Raw genomic sequence first — 20,260 nt, 5'->3', positions numbered from 1 at the left:
GGATCATGTCGTGGGCCGCCAGCCGGGCCGCCCGAACAGGTATCCGGCCCGGTCCCGCCACGTCGTCGCGCCGCGCAGGTCCCGCCAGATCGCCACATACTCGTGGGTGGCCACCTTGAGCGGGTTGTACGTCTGGATGTTGCTGGTCAGCCCGTAGTCGACCTTCTCGCCCTCGGGCTCGAAGCTGCCGAACAGCCGATCCCAGACGATCAGGATGCCGCCGTAGTTGCGGTCGAGGTAGGGGTCGTTGGAGCCGTGGTGCACCCGGTGGTGCGACGGGGTGTTGAAGAACCACTCGATCGGCCGGGGCAGCCTGTCGATCCGCTCGGTGTGCAGGAAGAACTGGTAGCCGAGGCTGATCGACTGCTGCAGGAAGATCATCCAGGGTGGGAAGCCGAGCGCCGCGAGCCCGAGCCAGAACGGCAGCGCGGTCATCGGCGTCCAGCTCTGCCGCAGCGCCGTCGACAGGTTGAAGAACCGGCTGGAGTGGTGCACCACGTGCCCGGCCCACAGCACCCGCACCTCGTGGTGCAGCCGGTGGAACCAGTAGTAGGCCAGGTCGTCGGCGAAGAACAGCAGCACCCACACCCACCAGTCGGTGGGGTCGAGCTGGAACGGGCTGATCACGTAGAGCCCGGCGAACGCCACGGCGGTGAGCAGTTTCCACGGGAAGCCGATGATCTGGCTGCCCAGGCCCATGGACAGGCTGGTGGCGGTGTCGCGGGCCTCGTAGCCGCGTTCCTCGTCGTCGGGCAGGAACCGGAACGACAGCAACTCCATGACGATCAGCAGCAGGAACGCGGGGACCGCGTAGAGGACGGCGGGGATCATCGGTGCCCGGCCTTCGTCTCGGTGCCGACCGGCGCGGTGAGCAGCGCCCGGGCGGCCTGTTCGGCGCCGGTGGCGTCACCGGAGTCGATCAGCGCGGCGAGGCGGCGGTGGGCGGCGACGTCGAGCAGCTCGGCGGCCCGCAGGTGCGGCGGCACGTGGCCGACGGCCAGGTCGCCGGCGGTGAGGCTGTTGTACGCCAGCAGGTAGGCGATGTTGCCGGAGCCCTCGATGATGCGCCGCCACACGGCCAGGTCGGCCATGCCCATCGCGGTCAGGTCGGGAACGGCGGCGGCGTAGTCCTCGACGGCGGCGGTGACCGCGGCGCGCGCGCCGGCACCCGCGCGGAGGGCGCAGAGCCGGGCCGCGTCGGCGCCGATGCTCACCCGCATCTCCATCACGTCGCGGGCCAGCGTGGGAACCGGCAGCACGTCGCCGGTGCGGGTGAGCGCCATGGCCAGGTCGAGCCCGGCGGTGGCCCGCCAGTCCTGCACCCGGGTGGCGCCGCCCTGGCTGACCTTGACCAGGCCCAGCTGTTGCAGGCGGCGCAGCGCCTCGCGGATCGCGTGCCGGTTGACCCCGAAGGAGGCGGCCAGGTCGCGTTCGCCGGGCAGGGCGTCGCCGGCCGCGTAACCACCGCCGAGGACGGCGTCACGCAGCCGGCCGAACACCTGATCGGAGACGGACTGTCTGTCGAGGGGTGCGAACGTCATGGCGGCAGTGTGCCCGCCATCACGTCAACCCGTCAACTGGTTGGACCAGTTGAGGCGGAGAGCAGCTCCCGCGACCCCGTCGAGGGGGCGTCTCGACCTGGGCCGACAAAAAAGAGAGGGGGCCTCGGCCCCCTCTCCTCATCTGCGCTCGCTCAATAGCCGTAGCCGTCGCTGCTCGCTCGGCGCTGGCGGTAGCGGCGGCGCGGGTCGTTCATCATCCTGCGGGTGATCAGCAGGCCGCCGGCCACGGCCGCGAGCACGATGCCGCCGATGACCGGCAGGCTCACCGACCCGGTGCTGCCGCCGGCCGCGTCGGCCGCGGACAGAACCGGGTTCGCCGAGGAGGCCGCCTTGGCCGGGGCCGCGTTCGGCGGCGGGGCGGTCGGCAGCGCCGCGAAGTCGACGATGTTGCTGCTCTCCAGCAGGGTCAGGTGGGTCATCACGAACTGGTTGGCGCGCTGGGCCAGCTTGCGGACCGTGTCGTTGCGGGTGGTGGTGCGGATGGTGGCGATGGCCGGGAAGATGTTGCCGTGGGCGGCGCGGAGCCGGTCGATGTAGATCTGGTCGAAGTCCTCACCGACGGCGGCGTCCTCCATCTCCTGCAGCCAGCCCTGCTGAGCCTCGTTCGGCTCGTCCGGGAGGTCGACGTCGAGCTTCTTGGCCGCTGCCCGGGTCAGTTGGTCGAGCACCTTGTGCTGCGCGGCGATGTCCGCGCCGATGCCCTTGATCCGGTTGCTCCTCGACTTGTCCTGGGCCATCTCACCGGCCGGGATCTCCCACAGGCCGGCGAGCCGCACCTTGATCACGAAGTCCTTGTCGGCGGCGGACATCTTGCCTTTGCCGGTGTCGGTGAGCAGGTTGCTCGGCGGGTCCGGAACGCCCGGCTCGACGGCGGCCAGCGCGGCCCGCGGGTCGAAGAGGACGAGCGCCAGCGCGGCGATGAGCAACCCGGCCAGCCGGCGGGGCAAGGCGAACATGCGGACGACGGCGAGCACGTGTGCCTCCATGACCTGTGTGATGACTGTGCGGGACTCCCGTGCCCATGACCACGGATTACCGGGCCGATCGGATCAACTGAATTCACTAGAACTTCACAGCCGTGGGAGCGCCTCTGTCCGGAAGCAGTCAGCGAACAATCGTCCGATGTGGAATCTTCGGGGCATGGTGAAACTCGGTGTCAGCCTCCCCCAGTTCAGTCAGTTCACTCCCGGCGCGGACGTGGTCGCCTCGGCCCGGGCGCTGGAGGAGATCGGCTACGACAGCCTGTGGGTGTTCGAGCGGGTGCTCGTGCCCGAGGACCAGAGCGGGGAGCACGGCCTCTACGGGGTGCCCGGGCTGGAGTGGCCGCAGATCTACCGCGGGGTGACCGACGCGCTGATCACACTCAGTACGGCGGCGGCCGTGACCGAGCGGATCACACTGGCCACCGGTGTGCTGGTGGTGCCGCTGCACCTGCCGTTGCGGCTGGCCCGCGAGCTGGCGACGCTCGACGCGTTCAGTGGTGGCCGGCTGGTCGCCGGGCTCGGGGTGGGCTGGTCGCCCGACGAGTTCGCCGCCGGAGCGCCGGTGCCGCTGAGCGAGCGGGGCCGGTCGCTGGACGACTTCCTGGACATCGCGGCGGCGGTCTGGGGACCGAATCCGGTCAGCTTTTCCACGAAACGGTACGAGGTGGGCGCGGCCGACATCGGGCCGAAGCCGGCCGGCTCGATCCCGGTGCTGCTCGGCGCGAGCGCCGGGGCCGACCGGGCACTGCGGCGGGTGGTCGAGCGGGCCGACGGCTGGGTGGCCAGCGGCGTCACGCCCGAGCAGGTGAGCGCGACGGTGGCCCGGCTGGGGGAGATGGCGTCCGCCGCGGGCCGTACGACGCCGGTCTCCTGCACGGTGCAGATCGGGGTGCTCGGCGTGACCGAGACGTCGCTGGAGCCGCGGCAGCCGTTCGCGGCGAGCATCGAGCAGCTGGTGGCGGACGTGGCGGCGTTCGCCGAGGCGGGCGCGGACCACGTCTACCTGACGCTGCCGGCCGGGATGCGTGACGTGAAGCAGCTGATCGACCGGGCCGCCGAGCTGTACGAGGGCGTGCGCTCCGCCGGAGTCTGAACCGTCCACGGCGCCGGCACTCCACTCGGGGTGCCGGCGCCGGTGCGGTCAGTAGACGTACGGCCAGGCCGAGGAGTCCCAGCCGAGCAGGTTGATGCCGAGCTTCGCCGTGCCGGACGAGTTGTAGTAGTGGTAGACGAGCACGGTGGCGTCGGTGTCGGTGAAGACCGCCGGGTGCCCGGGGCCGTGGATGCCGTCGTGCGACGCGAGGATCTCGGTGCCGCCGCCCGCCGTGGTGTAGGTGCCGGCCCGGTCCCGGTACGGCCCGGTGATGCTGGTCGAGCGGGCCACCATCGTGCGGTAGGTGCTGGACGCGCCCTGGCAGCAGAAGTCGAACGACATGAACAGGTAGTAGTAGCCGTTGCGGTAGTGGATGAACGGCGCCTCGACCGACTTGCTGTTCACGAACCGCTCGGCGATGTTGTGGATCGTGGAGTCGGCGCGCAGGCCGGTGCCCGCGTTCAGCTTGACCATCTTGATGCCGGACCAGAACGAGCCGAAGGTCAGCCACGCCTCGCCGGAAGGGGTGACGGTCAGGTTCGGGTCGATCGCGTTCCAGCCGCTGCTGGTGGTCGACTCGATCACCTTGCCGACGTGGGTCCAGCTGCCGGACGCGCCGGTGGTGCTGGTGGCCAGGAAGATCGCCGACTTGCTGGAGCCGAAGGTCGAGGCCGAGTAGTACAGCCAGTACCTGCCGTTGCGGTAGGACAGGTCGGGCGCCCACAGGTTGGCGCTGCCGCCGGTGTAGGCGCTCGCCCAGGACGTGCCGCCCGGGAACGCCTTTCCGGCGTCGGCGAAGGCGGTGCGGTCCGGTGACGTCTTCAGGGTGATGCCGTCGCCGGTGGTGGCCAGCAGGTAGCCGCCGGCCGGGCGCTTCACGATGGTCGGGTCGTGGGCGTTGGTCGAGCCGGTGACGACGCCCGGGTTGGGGTAGGCGGCCTGGGCGGGGGCGGCGCCGACGGCGGTGAGGGTGAGGATGCCGGCCACGCCGGCGAGGAGCAGTCTGCGGATACGCATGGGGATGTCACCTTCGGGGGGATGCGCGGTCCCGTCGGGGAACGGAGCCCGCGGCCGGAGGGGTACGTACTCATCGGGGTCTATCCGATTAACGGTATGTTAACGATCACAACAAGTTAGTCAATAGTGGACTCCCACCTGCTCATGATCGACTGTGTTGCGTTCACAGCGGTGACCAACGGCCCCCGCCCGTGAGACGCGCTGGTGGCCCGGTGTCCCGCCCTCGTCGCGTCGGACAGCCACAGTGGCCCCGGTAGGCCGTACAAAATATGTAAAAAGCCGGACCGAGCCGCCGAACATCCCCCGTACGGTTCGCACGGCGAGCCGCGGAGCCGGGGGAGTGAGCATGGGCGCGGATCGATGGTTCGGAGCCGGACGCAGCCTGGCGGCGGACCCCGCGACCGCCGGGGCCCAGGCCTGCCGGGCGGCGCTCGGCGGACGGCGCGCCGACCTGCTGATCGTCTTCGCGTCGCTCACGCACGCCACCCTCGAGATGGCGCGCGCCGTGCACGCCGAGGCCGGCGGTGACGTCCTCATGATCGGCTGCTCGACGTCGGGTGAGTTCACCGCCGACGGCCGCGGCGCCGGCGTCGTCGTCAACGCCCTCGGCGGCTACACGGCCTCGGTGCGCGCCGTCCCCCGCGACGTCGACGACCTGTACGAGGCCGGCATCCGCGCCGCCTCCTGCCTCGACGACGTCGACGCCGAGAACCGGGTCGTCCTGCTCCTCGGCGACGGCCGCAGCAGCGACCAGCAGGAGATGGTCCGCGGCGCCTACACCGTGTCCGGCGCCCTCGTGCCCCTGGTCGGCGGCTGCGCCGGCGACGACATCACCCAGACCGGCACGTTCCACTTCTTCAGCGACGGTACGGACGTGCAGCTCCTGCCGAACGCGGTCCTCGGCGCAGCCCTCGGCTCACCGGTCCCGTTCGGCATCGGCATCGCCCACGGTTGGCGCAAGACCGGCGAGCCGATGCTCGTGTCCCGCAGCGAGTCCGGCACCATCTTCGAGCTCGACGGCGAACCCGCCCTCGATGTCTACCTGCGCCGCACCGGAGCCGACCCGGCCCTCGCCGACGACCCGGCCGCCTTCCTCGCCTTCGCCACCATCCGCCCGCTCGGACTGGCCCGCCGCACCGGCGAGGACATCCGGGTCATCTTCGAGGCCGACCCGGTCGCCCGCTCCATCTCCGGGCTCGCCGACACCCCCGAGGGCGCGATGGTCTGGTTCATGGAGGCCGACCCGGAGCAGATCGTCGACGCCGCGTCGGCCGCCGCGGTCGCCGCCACCTCCGGCCTTCCTTCGGATGCCCTGGGCCTGCTGGTCTTCGACTGTTGCGTACGCTCGATCGCGCTCGGCCCCGACGCCACCGACCTCGCCGCGTCCCGCCTGCACGACGCGGTCAAGCCGGTGCCGTACGGCGGCTTCTACTCCAACGGCGAGATCGTCCGCAAACCACAGGCCAAGGGCATGCACCACCTGACCGTCGTCGCGCTGGCCCTCGGCTGAGGTCATGTCCGGCTGGTCCACCCTGCAGCTCACCGAGTTCTTCAGCGCCATCACCCGCGCCGGAACCGTGTCCACCGCGGCGCGCCTCGCCGTCCAGCGTGCCACCGAGGCCACCGACGCCGAGGTCGCCGCGGTGATCAGCGGCGACCAGGTGCCGGCGTCCGTCGGCCTCGGCCGTGCCCCGACGTCGTCGCTGTTCACCAGCCTCGGCCCCGGCTGCGACGAGACGACGTTCCCCGGCGCCGGGACGATGCACGTCACCGTGCACGTCCTGGACCGGGACGCGCCGTCCGCCGACCGCCTGATCGTGGCCCGCGCCGACGAGCCGTTCGCGGCCGAGGAACGCCAGATGCTGCAGGGCATGGCCCGGGTTCTCGGGCTGGCCCTGCGCGGCCTGCACACCCTGGAGGCCGAACGGCAGCTGCGTCTCGCCCAGGAACGGGAGGCGGCCGCACGGCTGGAGCTGGTCGAAGCCCTCGAACGCCGGGAACGCCTGCTGGAGACGCTGCTGCGCGTCCAGCGCTCCGCCGGGCAGCAGCCGCTCGCCGAGGTCCTCGACATGATCACCTCCGGCGCGGCGGGCCTGCTCGACGGAGTGACGGTGGCGCTGGTCCTGCGCGGCGCGGTCGCCTCGGTCAGCGGTGCCCCGTGCGAGGGCCTGACCTTCGCGGCCGACCGAGCGGTGACCGCCGGCGCTCCCGTCACGTGCGGCGACCTGGAGGCCGCCCCGGTCCACATCAACGGCGACGTGGCCGGCGCCCTGGTCATCACCACCGGCGCCGTCCCGGGGCCGGTCGCCGTCTCTTCGGCCGCTGCGGTTCCTTCGGCTGCTGCGGGTTCGGTGGTTCGAGAGGCGGAACGGCGGGACGTGCTGGCCGCCTTCGCCGAGCAGGCCAGCCTCGCCCTGACCGGCGCGCACACCCTCGCCGCCGTGCACGAGGCCCAGCACGACCCGCTGACCCGCCTACCCAACCGGGCCCTGTTCCTGCACCGCGTCGAGGAGACCATCACCGCCGGCGCCGCCGCCCTGCTCTACCTCGACCTGGACCTGTTCAAGCAGGTCAACGACACTCTCGGCCACGCCGCCGGCGACGAGTTGCTCCGAGCGGTCGCCGGCCGTCTACGCGCCGCCGTCCGCGACACCGACATGCCGGCCCGCCTCGGTGGCGACGAGTTCGCCGTCCTGCTGGAGCCGCTCACCCATCGTGAACAGGCCCGCGACATCGCCCAGCGGGTCATCGACGCGATCGCCCGCCCGTACGACATCGCCGGCCGCACCGTCGTCACCCGGGCCAGCGTGGGAGTCGCCTACAGCGGAGGCCGCTCCGCCGAACGCCTCCTGGAGGAGGCCGACCTGGCGATGTACCGGGCGAAGAAGACCCACAAGGGCACCTACCAGGAGTTCGAGCCCGACATGAGACCCGAGCTCCCCCAGGCGGTGTGACTCAGGGGCCGTCGGGCTCGGCCGGCCTACGTCGGCGGGCGTCCCGTGCGGCGTCTGCCGTACGCAGAAATCTTTGGCCCTCCGGAAGGCCGATGGGACGCTCGGGCGGTGACCACCTTCGCGCTGCAGGCGCAGCCCACCGACGCCGCCTCCTGGCTGGACCTCGCCCGCCGCGCCGAAGCCGCCGGCTTCGACACCCTGCAGGCCGCCGACCATCCCGGCTCCTGCGCCGCCCCCTACGTCGCCCTCGCCGCCGCGGCCGCCGTGACCAGCCGCATCACCCTCGGCGCCTACGTCGCGAACGCCGGCGTCCGCGAACCGCTCCTGCTCGCCACCGACGTCGCCACCCTCGACGTCGTCTCCGCCGGCCGCGCCCGCGTGGGTCTCGGCGCCGGCCACACCCCGGCCGAATGGCTCGCGGTCGGCCGCGAACGCCCCGACGTCGCCGGCCGGGTCGACCGCTGCATCGCCGTGGCCGACGCCGTGCGGGCACTGCTGGCCGGCGAGACCGTCACCGTCCACACCCCGCATCTCGACGCGCACGAGGCCCGCCTCGACAGACCGCGTCCCGTCCAGGACCGCGTCCCCCTGCTGCTCGGCACCTCGAACTCCCGGCTGCTGCGCTGGGCCGGCGCGCACGCCGACATCGTCGGCCTGTCCGGGTTCGGCCGCACGCTCGCCGACGGCCACAACCACACCGCCCGCTGGCGGCCCGATCAGATCGACGCGCAGATCGAGCAGGTCGCCGCCGGAGCCGCGAGCCGTCCGGCGCCGCCCGCGCTGGAAGCCCTGGTCCAGATCATGGAGATCACCGACGATGCCGAAACGGTCGCGGCGCCCCACGCGGAAGAGCTCGGCATGTCTGTTTCTGATCTGCTGGCTGCCCCCTTCGTGCTGATCGGCACCGTCGACGAGATCCGGGCCTCCATCGGGCGCCACGAGAAACGCTGGGGCATCACCCGCTACGCCGTGCGTACCCCCGCCTTCGAGGCCGTGCAAGCCCTCGGCCTGCTGTGACAAGGGCAACGCCAGGTCCGATTCTCGCTAGCGCCCGGCCGCGCGGCACGGTTGGCTTGCTTCCATGACCCCCGATTCGGTACGCCCATCGCGCGCTGCCATCGCCGCGGCAACGGTCACGGTCGTCCTGTGGGCGTCCGCGTTCGTCGGTATCCGCGCCGCGGCCCCGCACTTCTCCCCGGGCTCGCTGGCCCTGGGGCGGCTGCTCGCCGGAGCGATCACGCTGCTGATCTTCCTGGCGATCAGCCGTCAGGGCCTGCCCCCGCGGCCCGCCTGGCCGGGAATCATCATCTCCGGGGTGATCTGGTTCGGCCTCTACATGGTCGCCCTCAACTGGGGCGAGGAGCTGGTCGACGCCGGCACCGCCGCGATGCTCGTCAACGTCGGCCCGGCCGTCATGGCCCTGCTCGCCGGCTGGCTGCTGCACGAGGGCTTCCCGCCCCGGCTGCTCGCCGGGATCGCCGTCTCGTTCGCCGGCACCGTCGTCGTCGGCTTCTCGATGTCCGGTGGCGGCGGCACCTCGATTCTCGGCGTCGCCCTGTGCCTGGTGGCGGCCGTCACCTACGCCGGTGGCGTCGTCGCGCAGAAACCCGCGCTCAAGCACGCCACCGCCCTGCAGGCCACCACGTTCGGCTGTGTGATCGGCGCGATCGCGTGCCTCCCGTTCGCCGGCCAGCTGGTCTCGGACGTGGCCGACGCGCCGCTGCGAATCACCCTCAACGTCGTCTACCTCGGCGTCTTCCCCACCGCCATCGCGTTCACGACCTGGGCGTACGCGCTGGCCCGCACGACCGCGGGCAAAATGGGCTCCACGACGTACGCCGTACCCGCCGTCGTGGTCGTGATGTCCTGGCTGGTCCTCGGCGAGGTCCCCGGCTGGCTGACGCTGCTGGGTGGCGCCCTGTGCCTGGCCGGTGTCGCCGTCTCCCGCAGCCGCCCCAAGGCCACGCCCGACCGGGACCCGGCCACGTCCCGCTGACACGTCGAGCCGGTGCCCGGCCCCTGGCATTGACGCATCCGAGCAGGGCCGCGCCTCGTCCCGCCGAGATCGCACCCGACCCCAGTCCCGCTGTGGCCGGACCTTCCGGCTGCGGCCGGGGACTTCTTCGGTTTGGCCGAACCTCCTGGCTGTGGCCGGATCTCTTCGGCTGTGCCGGATCTCTTCGGCTGTGCCGGATCTCTCCGGCTGGGCTGGACCTCTCCGCCTGGGCTGAACCTCTCCGGCTGTGGCCGGACCTCTCCGGCTGTGCCGGTGGCGGAGCCATCCCGGATGGACGCCGAGCGTGGGGTCACCGGTCGGCGCGGTCCATCCACTCGATCGTCGCGATGAGGTTCGGCAGAGGTGTCACGGCGGTGGCCTCGATCAGCGCCGCCTCGCGGGCGTCCTCGACAACCTGCCGCCACGGCCGGGAGAGGTCCAGTTCGACATCGAGGCTCTCGTGGCCGGTCCAGTAGGCGCCCTTCGCCTCGACCCGCCAGAGTTGGAAGTAGAGCACCACCTGATCATGATCGGCCAGGTCGTCGATGACAGTGGTGAGCTCCGCGGACGGCCAAGCCTGATCGATCTTCCCCCCGGTCATCCGCAGCGAGGCGGTCAGCGGGGGAACGGCCTCTCGGCGCGCGCCGAGATCGGTCATCGCCTGACGAATCGTGGTCGCCTCGGACCAGTCCGGTCCGTCACCGCTGAGCCGTGTCGCCGGTAGGCGGCCTGCAGAGCCGGAACCGCCTCATGGACACCGAGGTCTCCGAGAGCACGGGCCGACCATTCCCGGACAGTGCTGTTGTCGCTCGCGAGCAGCCCGATCAGCGCCGGTCCCGCGGCACGGTCGCCGAAGTGCTCGAAGATCTCGATGGCGGACAACTGTCCGTAGGGCTCCAACATCCCGATCGCAGCCGCGAGGGGTTCGACGACCTGGCCGCCGACCGAGATCAGCTCCACCTTGGCGTTCTCGGCGATGTCGGTCGTCTCACCGTCCAACAGTGCGATCAGCTGCCCGAAGTCGTCTGCCACGAACGTGGAGTCTGCCGCGGGACGGCCGACTGCTTCCAGTGATTTCTCCGGACCTGCAGAGCGAGGTTCTGCGTCCGCGCTGGCGGGTCTGTGTCCGCGCTGGTGGGTCTGCGTGCGCGCTCGCGGGTCCGCGTCCGCGTCCGCGCTCGCGGGTCCCGTCACGCGTTCGCGGGTCGGCGCTCGTGCACGGGTTTGCGGTCCGAGTCCGAGTCCGTGTCCGGGCTCGGGTGAGCAGCAGTCGGCTGCGGTTCGGGGCCTGTCCGGGCCGTATGCGCAGCTGTTCGGGTGCGTGGCGGGTCGGTTTCCTTGTCCTTGTCCTTGTCCAGGCGGGCGCAGCGGTTTGCGTTCGGGTTCGGGTTCGGGTTCGGGCGGCGAGTCCCAGTCCCGGACGGAGGTTGGATGTGCGGCCCGGAAAAATGTCATACCCGGCGGGCAGGATCGGGGCATGACGGTTCTGGTCGATGCCCGCTTCCTCCGGCTCATTGACGGCATTGCGCTCTTGAGCAGCGAGTTCTCTCCGATGGCGGTGCCACGCTGCGCCGTCGCCGGTGCGCGGCCACGGCGGTCCCGGCTTGCGCGTGGGTGCGGGCATCGCCACCGAGGGCTGCGGGGGCGTTGCTCAGCCCTCGGGTGACGCGTCGATGCCTCTTGCGCTGGGCGGGGCCCATGGTGCGTACCGCTAAAGCTGGTTGGAGCGGAGGGATTGCAGGACGCCGGGGTACAGGCGGGTCTTGATCGTGCCGAGCGTCGGGCCGGCCTTGCCGGCCTGCGATTGAGCGAGGGAGATCGCGGTGGAGAGGACTGATTCAGCCGGGACCGCCTGGTCGATGATGTGGCGTTCGGCGGCTTCGAGGCCGCCGTAACGGCGGGCGGTGACCATCGCCTCGTGCGCGTTCTGCGGGGTGAGGCGGGCCTGGATGAGGGCGCTCATGCCGGGGGTGAAGGGCAGGTTGATGTCCGCCTCCGGCAGGCACCAGAAGCCGCGGTCGGCGCGCATGACACGCAGGTCGTGGGCGAGCGACAGCATGGCGCCTCCGGCGAAGACGTGGCCGGGCATGGCGGCTACGGTCACCATGGGCAGCGTCAACAGGCGGGCGAGGAGCTGTTGTACGGAGCTGAGGTATGCCGCCTGCTGATCGGCGTGTGTCATGAGCCAGTCGAGGTCGAGCCCCAGGCTGTAGTGCCTGCCGGTGGCGGTGGTGACGAGCGCGGCGGGGGACGGGGCCTTCTCGACCTCGTCGAGGAGCCCGTTGACGGCGGCGATCAGATCGGGGTGGAGCCGGTTCTCGGTGTCGCCGAGATCGAGGACGAAGACGTCTTCGTGGCGGTCCAGGGTTGGCATGGCAGGCCTCCTTAGTTACTCATGGGTAACATAGCCGACCGGCCCCGGTTCGTCGATGGCCACGCGCTTCGGCACAATGGGAGGGTTGGTTCGGCGGTGGCAACCCCTCAGGAGGAACGGTGACGTTTCAGGAACGTCCGGAGAAGTGTGTGGTGGCCGTCGACGGCCCCTCCGGGTCGGGCAAGTCCACCGTCTCCCGGCGACTCGCCACCGCGGTCGACGGCGTCTACCTCGACACCGGGGCGATGTACCGGGCGATCACCTGGGCCGTCCTCCAGGGCGGCGCCGACCTGGCCGACCCCGACGCGATCGCCAAGATCGCGCTGGAGACCGAGCTGTCGATCGGCACCGACCCGGCGGCCCCGCACTTCGCGGCCAACGGCACCAACGTCGACGCGGCGATCCGCGGTCCCGAGGTGACCGGCGCCGTCTCCGCGGTCGCCGCCGTCCCGGCGGTCCGCAAGCAGCTGGTCGCCCTCCAGCAGGCCATCATCGCCGGCCACCCGCGCATCATCGTCGAGGGCCGCGACATCGCCTCCGTGGTCGCCCCCGACGCCGACCTCAAGGTCTACCTCACCGCGTCCGCCGCCGCCCGCGCCGCCCGGCGCAGCGCCGAGGACGCCACCGACGTCGCGGCCACCGAGGCCGACCTGGCCCGCCGCGACAAACTCGACTCCAGCCGCGCTGTCGACCCTCTCAAGCAGGCGTCCGACGCCGTCGAGGTCGACACCACCGGCATGGGCATCGACGACGTCGTCGCCCACCTCCTGCATCTGCTGAACAGCAAGGTAAGTAAGTGACTGAACTTCCCGCCGGCCTCGATCTCAACGACTTCGAGGGCGGGCTCGACTTCGCTTCGGACGGCTCCGCCGCTGCCGAAGAACCCTTCTCCGGTCCCGTCCCGGTCGTCGCTGTCGTCGGCCGCCCCAACGTCGGCAAGTCGACGCTGGTCAACCGCATCATCGGCCGCCGCCAGGCGGTCGTCGAGGACAAGCCCGGCGTCACCCGCGACCGTGTGCCCTACGACGCCCAGTGGAGCGGCCGCCGCTTCACCGTCGTCGACACGGGCGGCTGGGAGCCCGACGCCAAGGACCGCGCCGCCGCCATCGCGGCGCAGGCCGAGATCGCCGTCCAGACCGCCGACGTGGTCGTCTTCGTCGTCGACGTCTCGGTCGGCGCCACCGATGTCGACGAGGCCGCCGTCAAGATGCTGCGCCGCAGCCACAAGCCGGTGATCCTGGTCGCCAACAAGGCCGACAACCAGAACCTCGAGCTCGAGGCCGTCCACCTGTGGTCCCTGGGCCTCGGCGAGCCGCACCCCATCTCCGCCCTGCACGGCCGCGGCTCCGGTGACCTCCTCGACGACATCCTGAACGCGTTGCCGCCGACCCCGCCGGTCCTCGAGGGCGGTCCACGGGGCCCGCGCCGCGTGGCGCTGGTCGGTCGCCCCAACGTCGGCAAGTCCAGCCTGCTCAACCGGGTTGCCAAGGAGGAGCGTGCCGTCGTCGACTCGGTCGCCGGCACCACGGTCGACCCGGTCGACAGCCTGGTCGAGATGGACGGCGAGGTCTGGCAGTTCGTCGACACCGCGGGCCTGCGTAAGCGGGTCCACCAGGCGTCCGGCACCGAGTACTACGCCTCCCTGCGCACCGCCGGCGCGGTGGAGGCCGCCGAGGTAGGGGTGGTCCTGCTCGACTCCGGCGATGTGATCAGCGAGCAGGACCAGCGCGTGATCACCCAGGTCATCGAGGCCGGCCGTGCGCTCGTGATCGCCTTCAACAAGTGGGACCTGGTCGACGCCGACCGCCGGTTCTACCTGGACAAGGAGATCGACCGCGACCTCAAACGGGTCACCTGGGCGGTCCGCGTCAACATCTCCGCCAAGACCGGCCGCGCCGTCGACAAGCTGGCCCCCGCGATCCGCCGCGCCTTGGCATCCTGGGAGACCCGAGTCCCGACGGGTGCCCTCAACCAGTGGCTGACCGCCCTGACCCAGGCCACACCACACCCGGTCCGAGGCGGCCGAGCTCCGCGAGTCCTGTTCGCCACCCAGGCAGGCGTGGCTCCGCCCCGTTTCGTGCTCTTCACGACGGGCCCGTTCGACGCGGGTTACCTGCGCTTCATCGAGCGCAAGCTGCGCGAGGAGTTCGGCTTCGAGGGCACCCCCATCGAGGTCTCCGTGAAGCCGAGAAAGAAGACAGGCCCGGGGGGTCGCGGAAAAGCCCACGGGTGAGGTTGGTAGTCTTTAGGAGATGTCGCGCGGGGCTGATGCTCCGGGCGGGATCGGGCTGTAGCGCAGCTTGGTAGCGCACTTGACTGGGGGTCAAGGGGTCGCAGGTTCAAATCCTGTCAGCCCGACATTTTAGAGCGTTTCCGCAGGTCAGAGACTTGCGGGAACGCTTTTTTCATGGATGTGGTTCGATGGCGACATGCGATAAACCACTTGACCCGGTGTGAGTTCGCCATCTCCACAATGTACCTCCCGGCGAGTTTCTGCAGCTCAAGCCGCATTTTTCGATGGTACGGAGCGTGTGGCGACGGTTTCGATGGAGCCCTTGACTCGGCTACTCCGCCCGTTGGAGTTCCAGGTTCCAGCAGGTCACAGCGTTTTCGCTTGATGGCGAGGCGGTTCTCGTAGTTTGCACGCCGCTCGGCGCTACTGAACGAGCGAGCGCCGTCCATGGATCCCTTAACTCCGCTCTTGTGGTGGGATGCCTCATCAACCACTGATCAGTCGTGCTTCACGAACTCCGTTGGACGGGCGGTGGTGAGTTACAAAATCGGGCCGGTCCCGGCCGTGCTGAAGGAATCCGAAGCTGGGCGTATTCCTCTTCAATCCGATTCCGGTGAATGGAGTTGGCGAGTCAAGGAGTCGGCCATGGTGACGTGTCTGACCAGGTCGTCCGGACCGCCTGCTGCTCCGGTCGCCAGGGGGTTCAGGCGCCGGCGAGCGATATGACGATCATGCGGGGGCCTGTAGAATCGGCTGTAAGGCGGTAGTTCGGGGGCCCCACATTGCCAAGTAACGTGCATGACGTCGCGGCGGCGGTCCTGACGCACGTCGGGCCGGTGGAGGCCATGCGGCTGCAGAAGCTCGTTTACTACAGCCAGGCCTGGCACCTGGCACTCGTCGACGAACCCTTGTTCACCGATCCGATCGAAGCATGGCGCGACGGGCCGGTAACGGTGGCGCTCTGGGACCGGCACCGTGGCCAGCGGACCGTCAGGAGCTGGCCCACCGGCGACCCCAGCAACCTGGCGTTTGCCGGATCCCAGGTCGTATCGCTGGTCTGCCAGGTCTACGGCGACCTGTCCGGTGACGACCTCTCCGAGCTGACCCACAACGAACTTCCCTGGCGTGTCGCTCGGCAGGGCCTCCCAGACCACGAACCCAGCAAGGCCCGCATCCGCGACGAGGAGATGAAACGGTTCTACCGGCGACGCTCCCTGGCCGGCCGACGCGTGGCTGACCTGGTGTCCGGTGGCCTCCACGGCCCTGCCGACACCGAGATCAGTGACGCTGAGAGGAGGCAGATCTTGGCTGACATCCGTTCCGACTTCCGTCGCCAGACGCCTGACGACGACCCCGGAAGCCCGGAGCCCCTGGCCTCCGCGTTCACCACGGACTGCGACCATGCCCAGCCGCCGCGTGTCGCGGCCCGCATCAACCGGGAGCGCCCGCAGCGTGCCAGCGCACCACGAGGCTGAACCAGACCTCCATACCGTCGTCTTCGATCTCAACATTCTGTTGGACGTCGCGGACCTGCTCGGGCCGCCGTTCACCTGGGACAAATTCCGGGATGCGGCGGCCCGCAACAGCCAGGCACCGGTTCCGAACCGAGTCGACAGCCGGATCGACAGCCTGCGGGCCGTCGCGCTCACCACGACCGGCCAGTTCGCGGGCCCGGAACTGCTCGAGGTGTGGACCTCCGACCACATCGCTGACCTGCTCGTCCTGAAGGCACGGCAGCCTCATGACGGGTCCACCGCCGAAACCCGCGGACTCGGATGGTCACCAGAAGACGCCGAGAACCTGCTGCACGACTTCCTCTACGACCTGGTCTACGACATGACCAACGGCGGCCGCATCGAGATCGTCAACGTGGACGGCCATCCACCGCTCGACCACGAAGACGCGTGCGTCTTCACCACCGCCCTGCAAGCCGCCGATGATGCGGCACCCCCGTCGATCAAATACTGCGTGACACGCGACCGCGGCTTCCGCCAGGCGACCAACCTCAACTCGAACGTGTTCGTCCTGTACCCCCATGAGTTCGTCACGCTCGTGCGCCGAACACGCGGCGCCCTCGCGGCCAAGAAGATGCGCCCGCCGTTCCAGCAGCCGTAAGAGCTCCGCATGCCGGATCTCGGCGCCACGAGAGTGTGCTGTCGGTTGCGCTGACGGTAGATCGATCGGGTGCACCTGCTTGAACACCCAGCGCCACAGAACAACTCTGGAATCAGGGAATCCGGACAAGGGCCGCTATGACTTTCTGAACCGGAGGTCGGCGATGAACGTGGCCAGGCTGTGGAGCGATCTCGAGTCGCCGGCATGGTCCGTGCTGCTGCGAGACTGGGAACGATCGTTACGGGCCGCCAACCATCCCGAGAGCACGCGCTACAACTATCTGCTCGCAGCCCGTCAACTCGCGGACTACCTCGCCGAGCAGGTGCCCGACTCCGCTGGCACTCACGACCCGGTCCTCGTCGTCAAACGGCAGGTCGTAGCGTTTCAAGCCTGGATGCTGGAGACCCGGTCAGCCGCAACGAGCCTCAACAAGCACAAGAGCCTGCAGCAGTTCTTCCGCTGGTTGCTCGAAGAAGGCGAGATCGAGCGATCTCCGATGTCCGGGGTACCCCAACCGATGGCCGAGCAGAAACTGATCCCGGTCATCAGCGACGGCGAGACCGGCCAGATCCTCGAGGCCTGTCAAGGCAACGACTTCGCGCAACTGCGTGACCAGGCGCTCGTGCGGATGTACTACAACACAGGTGCCCGCCTCTCCGAGATCGGCGACCTCCTGGTCACCGACGTAGACCTCGACACCGATTCGGTGGTCCTGCACGGCAAAGGCGGCAAGCAACGCCGCGTCCGGCTGGGTCCGCAAACGGCGCGCATACTCCGCCGATACCTCCGATCCCGGAACCGGCGCACCGGCATCGACGATGTGCCTCAGCTGTGGATCGCGTTGAAAGGGGCTCGTCGGCTGCGGGCGGCCGGCATCAAGATCCGCCTCAAGAGGCTGGGAGAGAAGGCCGGCATCACGAACCTTTTCGCCCACCGGTGGCGACACAGCTACGCCCATGAGTGGAAGCTGGCCGGCGGCGATACCGGCGACCTGATGCTCATCCTCGGCTGGACATCCGAGGAGACAGCACGCCGCTACGGAGCCAGCGCCGCTGCCGAACGAGCCCGCAACACCCAAGCACGCCTCGGTATCGGCGAGCGTGTCTAGACGCGGCCGTTGTGCATGGCGCGTCGCCACCGACCGGGTCCGGGATGGGGCGAAGCCGCCGTAGTGCTTCCAAGCAGGGGAAGCGCGTTTCGGGAGGCGGCAGGGTTTCGAGGTGGGAAGGAGACTGCCATGCCGCAGTCGCGTTGCCGAATGGCCGCGCCCTGTCTCCACAGGGCGGCCGTCGGTCGGCTGATCCGGGTAGCTTAATAGCTCGATGTCGGATCACTGCTGTCGTCCGAGACTGTTATCGCCAGCCGGGAGTGCGGATTGCCATACCTGTGCCGAGTCACCATTTCTGGTCCTCAAGCTGACGACGGTGGCGTCTCTACGGTGACCGATGCGGTTGCCGATGCCGTCCAGAACGGATGGGACGCACCAAGTGTCTCCCTCTATGATGATGAGCCCGGCGATGAGGGATCCGTAGAGGGAGGCATCCTTGACTACCGTGTCCTGGGCTATCCAGGCGGCGCCATCGTCCTGGTGGTCCTGGACTGCGACAGCTTCGTGCAGGCGTCAATCGTCGCTGCCGCCTTGGCGCAGCACCTCATCACCTGGAGCCCCGGTCTCCTCGAATACGCTCCGACCGGGCTGGAGATCTCCCAGCGCGACACACCCTACAGCGGAGACAGCTGGCTGCCCCCGATAGCCGACGAGGAACCCGTTCCGCAGCGCCGCTGGCCGTTGGCGGAACTACTCGCCGAGAATGTAAAAGAGCTTGCAGGGCAGTATCTGCTGGCCACCGCTATCCGAGCCGTCTGGCATCCCACCGAGCATGCAAACAGTGACCGCGCGGACGATATTGTGACCGGCGCTGTTGAATTCCCCTGGGCAGGGCAACTGTCGCACGCGCTCGGTGTTCTGCTCATCCGTGCTGCCCGGTTCGAGCGGAGCAACGGTTCCCGAGCCCAACTCGTCGCGCACGGTTCGGGTGACCTTGCCCTGGCGGGGACCTGCTCCGGCGAGCACGAGAAACCAGTGACGATCACGACAGCGACGGGTTCACCGACGACGCGATGAATGGGCACGCCCTCGTCGAGGAGTTCATGGAGGTTCATGACCTTCAGTGGAATCGTGTACCCGACGACGACCCGCCCGAAGGATCCGAAGCACGTAGCGACCGTCAGCTGAAGACCCTGTTGTGGGCCGGGCTCCGGGCAACGGCCACCTTGTGTCTGCCGCTCGCGACCGTCAGCGGGCCATGGCAGGTCTTGGACGGGCTCGGCGCCGACGAGATCGTTGCTGTGTACGCCGCGCGGGAGGAAGAAGACAACGAGGCCGCGGTTGATGACGACGCCGAGGAGGTTCACTTCGCTGGCGCGTCACACCTCCTGATCTGGCTGGCCATCCGCCATCCCGAACTTCTCAAGACCCGTGCAGCCAAGAACCTGATTGCTGAGATCACCGAAGACACCTCTGCCTTTCACCAGATCTTCTACGCGACCATGGTGATGGCAGGCCACCAAACGTTAGAGGCGGCGCTGGCGCAGCAACGGATCCCTGCCCGTATCCGCCCGCACATCGACACCTATGCTGCGGCCCTTGCCGAAACCGAACGAAACGACTCCGACAACGACGCGGCCGTAGCCGCGGATGCCTACGATCAGATGCACACCGCGCTGGAGGACGTCCTTGCCGAGGGGCCTGGCCTGGCAAAACGTATCAAGCTCCTGCTTGCCACCACCGGAACGGCGGTGCGGGCCGCCGATAACCTTCCGGCCTCGACCCGCAAAGACCCGGTGGCAACGCCGCGAACCATCACCTATTACCTGCTGATAAACCCATCCATGCACTCGGCAACGGTCCTGCACCGAGACGACGACGATGAGGCGATCCGTACCACTATGCTCTGCCTGGCCGCACAGATATCGCCCCTTGCGGCAGCCGACCTGAGCGCAGAGTTCCCCGGGCTCACCGGAGACGACCCTCGGCTGGAACCCGCTGCGCGCACCAGAGCCACCCGCTGGATCCAGAAGGCCCTGCAACTCGCTCGCCAGAACAAGCCCGCAGATTTCCTCGACAACACCACAGGACACACTGCCGACGCGCGGACACTACTCAACGTGATCTCGGCCCGCGAGGAACTACCACCGGAGTGGCCCGTGCAACGGATCGTCGCCGCGGCCGCCTATACGGCTGCCGCGATCTTGCACGCCAGCAATGCCATCGGCCGTGCCGCCGAGGTCTTCACCGACGACTGACACCCTGCATCGATCGGGATGCGGCTTCGTTGCCGCAACCGGACGCAGCACTAATCCAAACCCTGAGGCCGGACATGCGAAAGCCTGTCTCGTTTTCCTGACGCGCACGGATACCGGCAAGTCCGGACGTCGGTAGGGGGCGCCATCACGGCCGCCGCTGGACCCACCGACTGTGTCACGGCCCCGAAGGTGACGTTTAGGAGCGGCTCCCCGCCCGCCGCGTACCGCTGGACCTGGTTGACCAATAGCCGGCGCGCTCGAGGCGACAACGCCGCGGTCAGGTTGCCCATGTGCGGGCTGCTTAGGACATCCGGTGAAGACCATAGCGGATGGTCGGCAGGCGGCGGTTCCGGTTTCGGCGCGTGGGTTCGGTGCTGACCGGCGACCGGCGGAAGCGCGCCAGTGGTTTGATCCTGTTCGCTTTTTTGCGGCAACGTTGTATGCAGTGCTTGACCATCGACCAGCAGTGGTGCGAGCGACGGTGGAGCGTGCTGGTCGTCGGGGTCATCCCTATTCTGGGAGTTCATCGGACCGGGTGCCGGCGTATGAATCCGGCTCCGAGCCGCGTACGCCATCAAACACGTATCGGCTATCGATGTGCGAGTGCGCTCTAGGTCGCCGACCAGA

19 protein-coding genes and 1 tRNA gene are annotated in these 20,260 nt (G+C 69.3%); 13 read left to right on the top strand and 7 right to left on the bottom strand.

Annotated features, from left to right (window positions below):
• Positions 1 to 3: 3 nt before the first annotated feature.
• From ACQPZW_RS38160 to ACQPZW_RS38150, 3 genes are all read right to left on the bottom strand, one after another.
• The gene (locus ACQPZW_RS38160; RefSeq protein WP_433790882.1) at positions 4 to 831 is read right to left on the bottom strand and encodes a sterol desaturase family protein; all 828 of its coding nucleotides are present in this window, start codon (positions 829 to 831) and stop codon (positions 4 to 6) included.
• Positions 828 to 1,541: a FadR/GntR family transcriptional regulator gene (locus ACQPZW_RS38155; RefSeq protein WP_433790881.1), complete on the bottom strand. Its 714-nt coding sequence runs from the start codon at positions 1,539 to 1,541 to the stop codon at positions 828 to 830. Before ACQPZW_RS38155 ends, ACQPZW_RS38160 begins: the two co-directional genes overlap by 4 nt.
• A gap of 152 nt (positions 1,542 to 1,693) precedes the next feature.
• Entirely contained in the window at positions 1,694 to 2,548 is an 855-nt protein-coding gene (locus ACQPZW_RS38150) for a DUF4142 domain-containing protein (RefSeq protein WP_433790880.1), read from the bottom strand.
• Positions 2,549 to 2,684: 136 nt separating this feature from the next.
• On the opposite strand from ACQPZW_RS38150, the gene ACQPZW_RS38145 reads away from it, so the two are divergent.
• Entirely contained in the window at positions 2,685 to 3,638 is a 954-nt protein-coding gene (locus tag ACQPZW_RS38145) for a TIGR03619 family F420-dependent LLM class oxidoreductase (RefSeq protein ID WP_433790879.1), read from the top strand.
• A gap of 48 nt (positions 3,639 to 3,686) precedes the next feature.
• On the opposite strand, the gene ACQPZW_RS38140 is transcribed toward ACQPZW_RS38145, so the two are convergent.
• Positions 3,687 to 4,655 carry an arabinan endo-1,5-alpha-L-arabinosidase gene (locus ACQPZW_RS38140; protein WP_433790878.1) on the bottom strand — a complete coding sequence of 323 codons (969 nt, stop codon included), beginning with the start codon at positions 4,653 to 4,655 and terminating at the stop codon, positions 3,687 to 3,689.
• 346 nt (positions 4,656 to 5,001) lie between these two features.
• Here ACQPZW_RS38140 and ACQPZW_RS38135 point away from each other — a divergent pair, with 346 nt between their 5' ends.
• The 4 genes from ACQPZW_RS38135 (at position 5,002) to ACQPZW_RS38120 (ending at position 9,605) form a co-directional block, all read left to right on the top strand.
• Complete coding sequence (locus ACQPZW_RS38135; protein ID WP_433790877.1) at positions 5,002 to 6,165, top strand: FIST signal transduction protein; 1,164 nt, start codon at positions 5,002 to 5,004, stop codon at positions 6,163 to 6,165.
• Between the two features lie 4 nt (positions 6,166 to 6,169).
• Positions 6,170 to 7,609, top strand: a complete 1,440-nt coding sequence (locus ACQPZW_RS38130; RefSeq protein WP_433790876.1) for a diguanylate cyclase domain-containing protein — start codon at positions 6,170 to 6,172, stop codon at positions 7,607 to 7,609.
• Between the two features lie 108 nt (positions 7,610 to 7,717).
• Positions 7,718 to 8,626 (top strand): LLM class flavin-dependent oxidoreductase, encoded by a 909-nt coding sequence (locus ACQPZW_RS38125; RefSeq protein ID WP_433790875.1) that lies wholly within the window; start codon positions 7,718 to 7,720, stop codon positions 8,624 to 8,626.
• Between the two features lie 64 nt (positions 8,627 to 8,690).
• Complete coding sequence (locus ACQPZW_RS38120) at positions 8,691 to 9,605, top strand: DMT family transporter (protein WP_433790874.1); 915 nt, start codon at positions 8,691 to 8,693, stop codon at positions 9,603 to 9,605.
• Positions 9,606 to 9,915: 310 nt separating this feature from the next.
• On the opposite strand, the gene ACQPZW_RS38115 is transcribed toward ACQPZW_RS38120, so the two are convergent.
• The 3 genes from ACQPZW_RS38115 to ACQPZW_RS38105 all read right to left on the bottom strand — a co-directional run bounded on the left by ACQPZW_RS38115 (position 9,916) and on the right by ACQPZW_RS38105 (position 11,979).
• Positions 9,916 to 10,263 (bottom strand): hypothetical protein, encoded by a 348-nt coding sequence (locus tag ACQPZW_RS38115; protein WP_433790873.1) that lies wholly within the window; start codon positions 10,261 to 10,263, stop codon positions 9,916 to 9,918.
• A complete protein-coding gene (locus ACQPZW_RS38110; RefSeq protein ID WP_433790872.1) occupies positions 10,260 to 10,637 on the bottom strand; it encodes a HEAT repeat domain-containing protein in 378 nt (125 codons plus the stop codon). The genes ACQPZW_RS38115 and ACQPZW_RS38110 overlap by 4 nt, the downstream gene beginning before the upstream one ends.
• Before the next feature lie 679 nt (positions 10,638 to 11,316).
• Positions 11,317 to 11,979 carry an enoyl-CoA hydratase-related protein gene (locus tag ACQPZW_RS38105; protein ID WP_433790871.1) on the bottom strand — a complete coding sequence of 221 codons (663 nt, stop codon included), beginning with the start codon at positions 11,977 to 11,979 and terminating at the stop codon, positions 11,317 to 11,319.
• A gap of 119 nt (positions 11,980 to 12,098) precedes the next feature.
• Here ACQPZW_RS38105 and cmk point away from each other — a divergent pair, with 119 nt between their 5' ends.
• The 8 genes from cmk to ACQPZW_RS38065 all read left to right on the top strand — a co-directional run bounded on the left by cmk (position 12,099) and on the right by ACQPZW_RS38065 (position 19,633).
• Complete coding sequence (gene cmk, locus ACQPZW_RS38100) at positions 12,099 to 12,779, top strand: (d)CMP kinase (protein ID WP_433790869.1); 681 nt, start codon at positions 12,099 to 12,101, stop codon at positions 12,777 to 12,779.
• Positions 12,776 to 14,212: a ribosome biogenesis GTPase Der gene (gene der, locus ACQPZW_RS38095; protein ID WP_433790868.1), complete on the top strand. Its 1,437-nt coding sequence runs from the start codon at positions 12,776 to 12,778 to the stop codon at positions 14,210 to 14,212. The genes cmk and der overlap by 4 nt, the downstream gene beginning before the upstream one ends.
• Positions 14,213 to 14,263: 51 nt before the next feature.
• Positions 14,264 to 14,337: transfer RNA gene (locus tag ACQPZW_RS38090), tRNA-Pro, on the top strand.
• Between the two features lie 669 nt (positions 14,338 to 15,006).
• Positions 15,007 to 15,687, top strand: coding sequence for a Panacea domain-containing protein (locus tag ACQPZW_RS38085; protein WP_433790867.1), 681 nt, complete (start codon positions 15,007 to 15,009; stop codon positions 15,685 to 15,687).
• On the top strand, positions 15,614 to 16,327 hold the full coding sequence (locus ACQPZW_RS38080) for a hypothetical protein (protein WP_433790865.1): 714 nt from the start codon (positions 15,614 to 15,616) through the stop codon (positions 16,325 to 16,327). The genes ACQPZW_RS38085 and ACQPZW_RS38080 overlap by 74 nt, the downstream gene beginning before the upstream one ends.
• A 79-nt stretch (positions 16,328 to 16,406) precedes the next feature.
• Positions 16,407 to 17,435, top strand: coding sequence for a tyrosine-type recombinase/integrase (locus ACQPZW_RS38075; RefSeq protein WP_433790864.1), 1,029 nt, complete (start codon positions 16,407 to 16,409; stop codon positions 17,433 to 17,435).
• 330 nt (positions 17,436 to 17,765) lie between these two features.
• On the top strand, positions 17,766 to 18,452 hold the full coding sequence (locus ACQPZW_RS38070; RefSeq protein WP_433790863.1) for a hypothetical protein: 687 nt from the start codon (positions 17,766 to 17,768) through the stop codon (positions 18,450 to 18,452).
• Positions 18,449 to 19,633, top strand: a complete 1,185-nt coding sequence (locus ACQPZW_RS38065; RefSeq protein ID WP_433790862.1) for a hypothetical protein — start codon at positions 18,449 to 18,451, stop codon at positions 19,631 to 19,633. Before ACQPZW_RS38070 ends, ACQPZW_RS38065 begins: the two co-directional genes overlap by 4 nt.
• Positions 19,634 to 20,260: the final 627 nt, after the last annotated feature.

Source organism: Actinoplanes sp. CA-252034 (assembly GCF_050956125.1).
Taxonomy (GTDB): Bacteria; Actinomycetota; Actinomycetes; order Mycobacteriales; family Micromonosporaceae; genus Actinoplanes.
Note: the sequence above shows the minus strand (reverse complement) of the source record. Positions and strands in the feature narration are given on the sequence as shown.